We start from the raw sequence: 12,399 nt of genomic DNA on the forward strand, positions 1-12,399 counted from the left end.
GTGCAGTCAACCGTACCGAGCCGTTCCCACTTTTGTAACATTCCCGTTTATTATTAAAATCAGGTTTCTTTTGTCAATGATTTTGATATTTTTACTTACCAACTATTAACCAATAATTTAATAACCGATAATGTATAGCAGGATAAATAATGCTTTAAATCCGAGAATATATTTTAGTTTATTATTCCTTTTTACTTACCTGCATGCCTTAGGTGCTACCGGCGGGCCAATACGATATCTTGGCATCGAAAACGGTTTATCCAATAACGCTGTCACCTGTATTTACCAGGATAAGTATGGTTTTATGTGGATGGGCACTTACGACGGCCTGAACCGATACGACAGCGATGTATTTAAAATATACAGAAATGAATGGGGCGACGACAGATCATTGCCCTACAACCACATAACCGCTATAGATGGCACAGCTGATAAAATATTGGTAGGCAGCCAGAGAGGGCTTTCATTTTACGACTATCAGGATGCGCATTTTCACCCCGAATATTATCTGGATAGCCACAGCAAACGTCAGTCAAAAATTGCTTTTAGCATTAACAATATATCCAGCGACAAGGATAGTAATGTATATGTCGGTTCAAGTGCGCACGGACTTTTTGAGTATGACAAGAGTCGGAAAATTTACCTTCAGGCGGCCCTCAATAACAACTATAATTATAACGTACAAGCCTTGAGTACTGGCGTTGCCGGGGTGTGGGTATTTGCAAAAAATAACGGGCTCTGCTTTTACAACACTAAATCAGGCCATCTAAATTTAATTAATAATCAATTAACATCCGCCACTTGCTTGCTTGCAGATAAAGCAGGCAACGTATGGATCGGAACCGAAAACGGCCTGTATATTTTTAACCAAAATACCAAAGCTGTAAGCAAGTTTAACCCGGTTGCAGGTAAACTTACAAACGATAATATATTTAATGTAACTATCGACGAAAAGGGTGATTTGTGGATAACCACAGACGGCGGGGGTATAAATATCTTCAACTTTAAAACGGGCAAGCTCAGCTTTATAACTTGCGGCAATAAAGCAGGCTCATTGCGCAGCGGGGCTGTTACAACCGTTTATCACGACAGGGAGTCAAGGAAGTGGATAGCCACATTACGCGGCGGGGTGAGCATTATAGATAATTTAAAAAAACCATTCCCGCTCTTCAGCAATGATCCATTTAACAGCAACAGTGTGATCAACAATTTCATCCTGTCATTTTGCGAAGATGAGAAACACAATTTATGGATAGGTACGGATGGCGGCGGACTTTCTTATTGGAATACTAAAAACAACCAATACACCAATTATACGCATACCTCCACCGGTGGCGGCTTAAGTTCTGATTTTATCACCAGCGTGCTTAAAACCTTCGATAATAAAATATGGATTGGCTCATACAATGGCGGTATCGATCAATTCAATAAAGCAACCGGTAAGTTTAAACACTACAACTGTTATAATACCTTATCCGGCACTATCGATAAAAACCTTTGGAAACTTTATGAAGATTCCAAACACCGTTTGTGGGCCACCTGTACACGCAGCGGTTCCGTATATCTATACAACAGAAAAAAAGACGAATTTGAACTATTTGATGGCAACCTGGTTAATGTTCATTCCATATTTGAAGACCGGCACGGCACAATATGGGCAGGTGATTTAACCAGGCTCATTAGATTAGATACCGTTATAAAAAAGCACCGTTTTTTTGATATTGGTTACGGGGTCAGAGCTATAACCGACGACGATTCTAATCATCTGTGGGTTGGAACAGAGGGCGGCGGTTTACTTAAATACGATCTTTCAAATATGAAATATCAAAGGTACACCAAAGCTAACGGTATGCCGGGTAACTCTCCCTTGAACATCCTGACAGATAAAAAAGGAAATCTTTGGTGCAGTACTTACAACGGCCTGACAAGGTATTCGCCGTCAAAAAACACTTTTACGAATTACACAGTTTCAGACGGTATTCAAAGCCTCCAGTTTAATTACAACGCCGCTATACGGTTGCAGTCCGGAAAAATGGCGTTTGGTGGTATCAACGGTTTTAATCTTTTTGATCCGGATAGTATACAGGTGGAAGACCATAAGCCAGACCTGCACATTACCAGTTTAAAGATCAACAATTCGGAAGCTGATAGCTCCGGGCTAATGAAAAGCCAATCGCTGGCCGATCTTAAAACCATTGAGCTGGATTACGCGCAGGCAGCTTTAACCGTACATTATACCGCGCTTGAATACTCCTTCCCCGATAAAATTGAATACGCTTATTACCTGGAGGGCTGGGATCACCGATGGAATTACGTGGGCCAAACCAAATCGGCTTCTTACACTCATTTAGATGAGGGCAATTATACGCTCAGAATTAAAGCCACCGACACCCGCGGAAACTGGATGCCCGGGCAAATAAGTATTAAGGTAATTGTATTCCCGCCTTGGTACAGAACTTGGTGGGCCTATGCCGCCTATATGATTATAGCTTTCGCCTTAATATACATCTATTTCAGATACAGGGAAAAACAGGCAAAACTGAAATTTGAAATTAACCTTGCCAACTTGAACGTTGAAAAGGAAAAAGAAGTTAACGAAAAGAAACTCGCTTTCTTTACCAATGTATCGCATGAGTTCCGTACCCCGCTTACGCTTATCATCAACCCAATTAAAGATCTGTTGGATAAAAACAAAGGCAGTACCGATGAGCTCGGTACAGTATACAAAAACGCCCGCCGGTTATTAGGTTTGGTGGACCATTTGCTGTTATTCAGAAAAACTGAAAGCGAAAATGCCGAACTGACTATAAGTGAGATAAATTTTGTAAGGGTATGCGAAGAGGTATTTTCCTGCTTTGCCCATCAGGCAAAAATTAAAAAGTTGAACTATACTTTCGAAACAACAAACCCGCGCATCGAGGTATTTGCTGATATCGAAAAAATTGAGATCTCGTTGTTCAACCTGATTTCAAACGCGCTTAAATTCACACCTGATCATGGCCATGTGAATGTGTTTGTAGAGGAAGATGAAACACAGGTCTACTTTAAAATCAGCGATAGCGGCATCGGTATTGATGCCGAAACCGGGGATAAGCTTTTTGATAAGTTTTACCAGGTAAAGGACAGCAACAGTTCAAAAAAGGGGTTTGGCATTGGTTTGTATCTTGTTAAAGTATTTATTGACAGCCATAAGGGTGCAATAAGTTACATAAACAACAAAGATGGTGGCACCACCTTCACTTTAATGCTTCAAAAGGGCGCAAAACATTTTAATACTGATGAGATAACTATGGGTGTTGGTACTTCGCCTGATTATGAATTTGTTAATGACCTTATTGATCTTGACAACAAAGACATTGCAGAAGAAAGCGCTGAATTACAGAAGCTTGAATTATTTGCAGAAGAAAAACACACCATCATTATTATAGACGATAATGAACAGATAAGAACCTATATCAGGAAAATATTTTCGGCCGATTATTCGGTAATTGAGGCAAAAGATGGCGCTATTGGTTTGGAACTGATCAGAAAACATATACCTGATGTGATTATAAGCGATATTGTGATGGATGGAATAAACGGCCTTGATCTGTGCAAAATGATCATGGAAGATGCCGCGATAAAACATATCCCCGTTATTTTGCTTACCGGCGATACCACACCAGATATTATGGTAAAAAGCATTGAACAAGGCGCGATGGATTTTTTACGAAAGCCATTTGATAAGGAATTGCTTATAGCCCGGGTTAAAAGTGTACTCAGGAACCAGATAAAGCTTCATCAGTATTTTTATAAAGAGGTTACCAAGGACAATGCCGGACTTAAAATTTCCGGGGAAGATAAAGACCTGCTTAATAATTGTATAGCTGTTATTGAGCAAAACTTTACCGAAGATAACTTTGATGTTTATGCTTTGGCCAAAGCCATCGGTATCAGTTATCCTACACTGTTTAAAAGAATTAAAGGCGCTACCGGTCAATCCATTAATAACTTTATCAGGTTTGTTCGGTTGCGAAAGGCTGCCGAACTGCTTATTCAAACCAATTGTAACATCAATGAAGCCGCGATACAGGTAGGCATCAGCGATATCAAATATTTCAGGCAGCAATTCAATAAACAGTTTGGTGTTAACCCGTCAGAGTTTGTCAAGAAGCACAGAGCAAACTTCCGGGTTTCGTACCGCCTAAATGAGTTTGAAAAATCGGCATAACATAAACCCCAAGGATATTCCCCCTTTAATTTATTGTTTTGCCCCCCATCGGCATTCCCGAATATCACTTAATTTGTTTTAAATAACGCCAGCCGGATTACCGGGATATAACCATTAAATAAGCGCATTTATGATGATCAAGAAGATAATTATTGCCGGAATATTAATGATCAGTCCTTTTGCAGGTAAATGCCAGCAGGATACCACCGGTGGGTATAAACTGGTTTGGGCAGACGAGTTTAATACAAACGGCGCGCCTGATCCTGCCAACTGGAAATTTGAAACAGGCTTTGTTCGCAACAATGAGGATCAATTGTACCAGACACAAAATGCCTTTTGCCGCAATGGTAAACTTATAATAGAAGCGAGAAAAGTGCACCAACCCAATCCTGATTACGTTCCCAACAGTACCAACTGGAAACAGAAAAGGGAGTTTATAAACTATACATCCTCAAGTATAAATACCAGCGGCTTACATAATTTTCAATACGGGCGCTTTATTATGCGTGGGCGTATCAGTACTGATGCCGGTTTATGGCCCGCGTTCTGGACACTGGGTATAGACAAGCCATGGCCATCTAACGGTGAAATTGATATCATGGAATATTATCGGCAGAAACTTCTGGCCAATATCGCCTGCGGTACTTCGGTACCTTACAAGGCCAAATGGTATAGTAACACCAAAGCGTTGAATACCTTCAAAGCCAACTGGAGCAAAAAATTTCATATCTGGCGGATGGATTGGGATACAGAAGCTATAAGTTTATATGTAGATGATTTCCTGCTTAACCGTGTAGCGCTTAAAGACCTGGTTAACCAGGATGGAAGCCAGTTTAATCCTTTTATGCAGCCGCATTACATATTGCTGAACCTTGCCATAGGCGGCGACAATGGCGGCGATCCTTCAGCAACAAAATTCCCTAAACGTTATGAAGTTGACTACGTTAGGGTATATCAAAAAAATTAACCCCTCGCAGCGAATAATAAATTTCCGGCACTTTTTTACCCCGGAATGTTTAAGTGTTATATGCTCGCCATCTTAATAAAATGCGATTTCGCTTCAAAAACGGCGATGTTATGTATTTTATCCCCTTTATTTTACAGCTTTGTCCCCTTTTTTTCTGAAAAAATAGCGGTTAATTGTGAAACCAATTAGCGGTAAGCGCTTGATTACCGCAACTATTATTACGACCTGCTTGTACAATTTTCATTTAAGTTGATCCATAAAATCAACCATAATATAGCTAGGAAAACGCCTCAGAGCGGGAGCTTATTTATGGTTTAATAATACGGAAAAGTAACTCCTGTTCTTTGATAGCGATATATTATTACGCCCTAAATTTAAACTGTTGTTTTAACACTTATTATCCTGTTAATTAACCAATTATAAACCTAACCAAAAAAAAAACATGGCAAGACAAAAAAAGTAAAAAGAAAATCGGACTAAGATCCCAATGCATTAAACAAATGCTCCAATCTCAACTCTTAATCAACTCTCATTATGCAGTATTTTTTACCTGTTAAAATATTTTTAAGAAAAATATCCCGATCAGTCACCTTCCCCCTGATCCTGCTGATAATTGCTCAAACAAGTTCCTATGCGGCAAACCGCTCCCGTTTCAGCAATAAGCCCAACCTATCAGCCACCGCTTATAAACCGGCCCCCATTAAAGGAAAAATCGTTGATAAAACTACCGGCGAAACCATCATTGGTGCATCTGTAAAGGTGAAAGGAACAACCGTAGGCGCCGTTACCGACGTAAATGGTAGTTTCACGTTAAACGCCGATCCTAATGCTACTTTGATAGTTTCTTACATCGGCTACGAGCAAACCGAATTTCAACTTAACGGCCAAACCTCAGTTACCATCAGACTGCAGGCATCTGCCAAAAACCTTAACGAGGTTATCGTAGTGGGTTACGGTACCCAGAAGAAAACTTCCTCTACCGCGGCAGTATCAACCATACAAACCACCGAAATTGCTAAAAAGCCCGTAGTTAACTTAACCAACAGCCTGGTTGGTCGTGCCTCGGGTTTAATTATTACCCAGGGAAGCGGCGAGCCGGGTTACGACGGTTCAAACATCCAGATCAGGGGTATTGGTTCTACCGGTGGTAGTTCTCCCCTATTGATCGTTGATGGTGTACCACGCGACTTCAGCCGTCTTGACCCCAATACTATCGAGAATGTTTCGGTACTGAAAGACGCGGCAGCTGTTGCTCCTTATGGGGTGGCCGGTGCAAACGGTGTAATCCTGGTTACTACCAAAAAGGGTAAATCGGGCAAGCCGACATTAACCTACAACGGTTATTATGGTATCCAGAACCCAACCAAAGTACCAACCTTTGTTGGATCGTATGATTACGCTTTATTAAGGAATGAGGCGAATGCCAACGATGGTCAGCCACCTGCATACACTGCCGATGACATCCAGAAATTTAAAGACCATTCAGATCCAGACGGTCACCCGGATGGGCATCCGCTACAGCAAATTATCCAGAAAAACCGTCCAATTACTTATCATAACGTAACATTGGCGGGTGGTACCGAGGATATCAAATATTTTGCAGCCTTAGGTTACACTCACCAGGATGGTATGTGGAGTACTACTTATCTTAACAAGTACAATGGTTCTTTAAACTTAACTGCAAATGCAACCAAAAGCACTACTGTGTCGTTATCGGTAAACAGTTATGTTGAGGATCAGCATTTCCCATCTCAAAGTGCTGCCACCATTATAGGTCAGGCACAGCGCCAGGCACCAACAACCCCCATCTACTACAGTAATGGATTATGGTCGGGTTATATCGGGCAATCGCTTATTGGTGAAATTTACCACAGCGGCTATCAATTCAATGAAAATACCGCCGTCCTTTCGCAATTTACAATTGATCAGAAGCTTCCAATCAAAGGTTTAAGCTTAAAAGGTGTTATTAGCTACGATAACGGCCCGGATCCGCTGTTTACAGGCAATATCACATCGGTTCAACGTATTTATACTACGCCAATACCTTTTTATAACGTTGACGTAACTACTACCCCTTACACCTACAAACAAGGTATCCAGGGTAACTCAAAGGCAACGTTCTCTGAAAACTATAGCCAAAACCACTCTTTAACCATTCAGGGCTTGCTATCATACGCCGGTTCATTTGGCAAGAGCGATGTTACAGCTTTAGCTGTATTTGAAAGCCGCCGGGTTAAATACGAAACTTTTGGAGCAACCAAGTACAACTATAACCTTGATATTGATGAGCTAAATTATGGTGGCCCGGCTGCCGCGGATGCCACCAACTATGGCTACTCAAACGGGCAAAAACAAATAGGTTACGTTTACAGGGTTGGCTACTCTTACGATAAAAAGTATTTGCTTGAAGCTGCCGGCAGGTATGACGGAAGTTACTTATTTGCCCCTGGTCACCGGTATGGTTTCTTCCCCGCTTTTTCAGCAGGCTGGCGCTTATCTGAAGAAAAATTCATTAAAGACAACCTGCTTTGGCTTGATAATTTAAAGCTTAGGGCTTCATGGGGTAAATCGGGTGCTTATCCAAGAACCGGTGGTGCTATACAGACGTACCAATACCTGAGCCCTTATAACCCTTATTCTAATTCGGCCGTTCTTAACGGCAGTGCTACTCAGGGTATCAATGAGTCGCTACAGGGTAACCCAAATATCACCTGGGAAAAAGCGACTAAAACTGACGTAGGTTTTGAAGCAACTTTATGGAAAGGTTTACTAAGTATCGAAGCCGATTATTTTTATGAGAAACGTGCCAATATGCTGGTAAGCATTGGTAACACCTTACCGGGCGAATATGGTATAGGTACAGGGCTTGTAAATGGTGGCATCATGAGCAACCATGGTGTGGATTTAACCTTGCAAAGCGGCCATAGTTTTTCAAAAGATTTAAGATTAGATGTTACCGGTACATTCACTTTTGCAAGGAATAAATTGTTACAGGTTTATGAAACCAGCGCTACAGCCAATAACCCAAACAGAAGGCAAACCGGCCGCCCTATAAACACTCAATTTGGCTATGAGGCATTGGGATACTTCAAAACAACCGATTTTAACCCAGACGGATCATTAAAAGCAGGCATACCTGTTCCGTCTTTCGGCCCGGTTAAGGCAGGCGATATCCAATACGCGGATTTGAGCGGCCCAGATGGCAAACCGGATGGCAAAATAGATGCCAATGACCAAACCGTGATAGGCCATCCTAACACTCCCGAAATTATTTGGGGTTTGGAGCCAAGGTTAACATTTAAAAACTTTGATCTGGATGTATTATTCCAGGGTTCAGGCAACAGTAGTATCCAAATCAACAACTACTTCGCGTTTCCATTCAACGCGTCAGGTTCGGCTTCACAGCTGGTATTTGATGACCACTGGACACCATCTACCCCAAATGCATTATATCCACGGGTTACGGGTACGCCAACATCAAATAATACACAGGCTTCTTCCTGGTTTATCAGGAACGATTCGTACATCAGGTTAAAAAGCTTTGAGCTTGGTTATACGTTGTCAAACAAACTGTTGAAAAACAAGATCCAATCCATAAGGATATATCTTGCCGGGCAAAACGTGATTAACTCTTTACCGCATGTAAAAGAGATCATCGACCCGGAAAACAGTGGCAGTAACACCAATTACTACCAGCAGCGTGTATTTTCATTAGGTGTAAATGCCACATTTTAACTAAAATAAGAAAGCGATGAAACAGATTTTTATAAAATACCGAGAGCTTTTTTTACTTGCTTTACTTGTTGTAAGTATTAGTGGATGTAAGAAAGATGATTCCTTAAATGTAACGCCAAAGGGGTTTCTGACCGACGTTGCTACATTTGGTTCGCAAAGCAACGCTGATCTTTTTGTGAACGATATTTATAATCAAATTCCGGATATCAACAACGACTATCAGCTTACCGAGCAATATGCCGACAATAGCTTTTGCGGCGCCGCCTGGGAAAACGGGCAGGCCACTGTAAGGGCCGGATCAATAGGTCCAAGTAACGTACCCACCGGTCCCGGCGGTATGTGGGACTGGGAAGGCAACTACGGCAAGATTAGGAAATGTAATATCTTCCTGCAACAGGCTGCAGCTAATAAAGCTAAATACACCGACGATTGGTACAAACAGCGTGTTGCTGAAGTTACCTATATGAGGGCTTATTTTTACTCGCTGCTATTCACAGCCTACGGCGGTGTTCCTATTATTACCACTCCGCTTAACAACCAGGACGGAAGCGACATTTTCACCGCACGTTCTACTATTGATGAAACAGTTGCTTTTATTGAAGCTGATTGCGACGCAGCAGCTGCGGTTTTGCCAACAAAAGCTACAGAAAGCGGCCGTGCAACCAAAGGTGCAGCATTAACACTAAAAGGCTGGGTTGAGCTTTTTGCAGCCAGTCCGTTGGTGAATACTGCTAATGATGCTACTAAATGGAGCAAAGCGGCAGCTACCAATAAATCGGTAATGGATATGGGGACTTATAGCCTTTTCAACGCTTCAGCTACTTCTTATGCCGATCAGTTTTTATCGGCAAACAACTGGAACGTTGAAACCATTTTTGCCCGTGGCTATGCTACAGGCCCTGCAAAAGGCAGTCACAGGGAAGGTTATCTTGGGCCGGTATATGTAAATGGCGTTCAGCAATCATGGGGTAACCTTGCGCCTACTCAGGGCCTGGTTGATGATTACTCGATGGATAATGGCTTGCCGATTACCGATGCGGCTTCAGGCTATAATCCGCAAGCTCCTTACACCCATCGTGAGCAGCGTTTCTATCAGTCTATTTTATATGATGGAGCACCATGGCAGGGTGATATATTTAAATCGCGTATAGGTGGTAGTAACCAGATTGACCTTGGCTCAACAAGCGATATCACCAATACTGGTTATAACGCCCGTAAAACGCTTGATGAAAGCATTACCGGACAAACCAGTATCAACCTGGCGCCGAGCTTTGCCAATTACATCATCTTCCGCTATGCCGAGGTATTATTAAGCTATGCCGAGGCTCAAAACGAAGCCGCCGGGCCAGACGCGTCTGTTTATGACGCGGTTAATAAAGTGAGGGCCCGCTCGGCACTACCGGCTGTAAAAGCAGGCTTAACCAAGGATGAAATGCGTGTATATATCCGGCGTGAAAGGCGTATCGAGCTGGCGTTTGAAGATAAGCGATGGTTTGACATCCGCAGGTGGCTCATCACAACCGGGCCAAACGGTGTACTTACCTCGCCTGAATATGGTATGAAGATAGAGGCCGCCGGCTCGGGATTATCCTATACGCCGGTTAAGATATTTACCAATACCTTCTTCGAACGGCAAAACTGGATGCCGATCCCGCAGACAGAAATTGATAAGAATAAAAAACTGGTGCAAAACCCAGGATACTAAACTAATTAACTCCTAAACCGATGTAACCCCGGGCGTAATGCCTGGGGTTATGTGTTTAACGTGAATCGTAAAAAAATGAGGTCCCAAAAAGAAATAACTATAGCCTCCTTCTTTTAATTAATGATTGTATCTTCAGCACACCTCTTACCTTCAATTATTCATGACTAATAAACCCGATAAGCCTCGCCCTGCAAAAGTTTCAAAAACTGTAATTGTTGGTATTGTGATTTTGGTGATAGCAGTTGCTATTGGTTTGTTTTGGTATTTACCTGCAGATAAAGACAACAACACAATTGCCAACGAGGCAGATAGTTTCCGAATAGCCACAGTGGAAAGCATTGCTGCCGGAAAGGTATTAGCCCAACAATACTGTACTTCATGCCATATGCTGCCAGATCCCGCGTTGCTCAACAGGTTTAAATGGAAAAATGTTTTTCCGCAAATGGGCTTACGTATGGGCATCAAAAGTCACCGCGGGGAATCATACACAGGATCAATAAAAGGTGATGATCTGATAGTGCCTTCTGCTCCCATATTAAATGACCAGCAGTGGCAGGACATTATAGATTACTACATGAATACCGCCCCTATTAAGCTTCCGCCTCAAAACAGGTTATTACCTATAAAAAAAGAATTGCCTTTTTTCACCGTCGAAAATCCACAAAATTCACTTGAAGGGAAACAGGTATTAGGAAGCTATGTAAAAATAGATAACAGTGTTAAACCAGCCCGGATATTTGTTGCCAATGGGCAAGTCAAAAAACTCTATCTGTTATCGGCACAACTAAAAATCATTGATTCAGTAGCGACAACAGGGCCGGTGGTTGATATACTTTTTGACCATGGCAATATCATGATCTGTACAATAGGTAAAGATCTGGGTGCAAACAGCGATAAACTGGGTACAATAACCCAGCTAACGATTTCGGCTAAAGGTAAAATGCAGCTTGCCCCCGAGCCTACTTTTAGTAAACTCGGCAGGCCTGTACAGATTTTGGCTGCTGATATTAATGGAGACAACAAAACCGACTATGTTATTTGTGAGTTTGGGAGTCTAACGGGCGAGTTATGCTGGATGGAGAACATAGGCAACGGCAACTTTACCAAACATGTTATAAGTACCTTACCCGGTGCCATTAAAGCCTACATCAACAATCAGGAAGGTAAGCTGCCCGGACTGTATGTGCTTTTTGCACAAGGCGAAGAAGGTATTTTTCACTTTACCAATAAAGGCGATGGTAAATTTGAGACTAAGGAAATGCTTAGGTTCCCGGCTATTTATGGTTCATCATACTTTGAGATGGTTGATATGAACCATGATGGATACAAAGATATTGTATACACCTGTGGCGACAATGGGAATGCCACTTTGGTATTAAAACCCTATCATGGCGTGTACATTTTTATAAACGACGGAAAAGGCAATTACAAACAGCAATATTTTTACCCTATAAACGGGTGCTATAAGGCAATTGCAAGAGATTTTGACGGCGATGGTAATATCGACATTGCGACTATCAGCCTGTTCACTGATGCCCGGCAACCGGAAGAGGGCTTTGTATATCTAAAGGGCACAGGAGGTTTAACTTTTGCTCCTTACGCGTTTTCATCCGATATCAAATTTGAGCGGGCGGTTACCCTTGATGCAGGTGATATCAATGGAGATAACAAGCCTGATCTGCTGATTGGGAATGCCTATTTTGATTTTGGGCCATTTGGTTATAACGTTAGCGAGCCGCTTTTTTATGCTTTGAAAAACATTTCGAAATAATGGAGCATAAC

5 protein-coding genes are annotated in these 12,399 nt (G+C 42.0%); all 5 read left to right on the forward strand.

All coding sequences use genetic code 11. The features are described from left to right. Positions 1-130: 130 nt before the first annotated feature. Entirely contained in the window at positions 131-4,210 is a 4,080-nt protein-coding gene (locus tag DEO27_RS12120; protein ID WP_112565842.1) for a hybrid sensor histidine kinase/response regulator transcription factor, read from the forward strand. A gap of 130 nt (positions 4,211-4,340) precedes the next feature. Then, positions 4,341-5,177 carry a family 16 glycosylhydrolase gene (locus DEO27_RS12125; protein ID WP_223818232.1) on the forward strand — a complete coding sequence of 279 codons (837 nt, stop codon included), beginning with the start codon at positions 4,341-4,343 and terminating at the stop codon, positions 5,175-5,177. A 534-nt stretch (positions 5,178-5,711) separates the two neighbouring features. Beyond that, positions 5,712-8,912, forward strand: a complete 3,201-nt coding sequence (locus DEO27_RS12130; protein WP_112565836.1) for a SusC/RagA family TonB-linked outer membrane protein — start codon at positions 5,712-5,714, stop codon at positions 8,910-8,912. 16 nt (positions 8,913-8,928) lie between these two features. After that, positions 8,929-10,617 carry a RagB/SusD family nutrient uptake outer membrane protein gene (locus DEO27_RS12135; RefSeq protein WP_112565833.1) on the forward strand — a complete coding sequence of 563 codons (1,689 nt, stop codon included), beginning with the start codon at positions 8,929-8,931 and terminating at the stop codon, positions 10,615-10,617. A gap of 160 nt (positions 10,618-10,777) precedes the next feature. After that, complete coding sequence (locus DEO27_RS12140) at positions 10,778-12,388, forward strand: FG-GAP-like repeat-containing protein (protein WP_112565830.1); 1,611 nt, start codon at positions 10,778-10,780, stop codon at positions 12,386-12,388. Positions 12,389-12,399: the final 11 nt, after the last annotated feature.

The sequence above is a fragment of the Mucilaginibacter rubeus genome, from assembly GCF_003286415.2.
Taxonomy (GTDB): domain Bacteria; phylum Bacteroidota; class Bacteroidia; order Sphingobacteriales; family Sphingobacteriaceae; genus Mucilaginibacter; species Mucilaginibacter rubeus_A.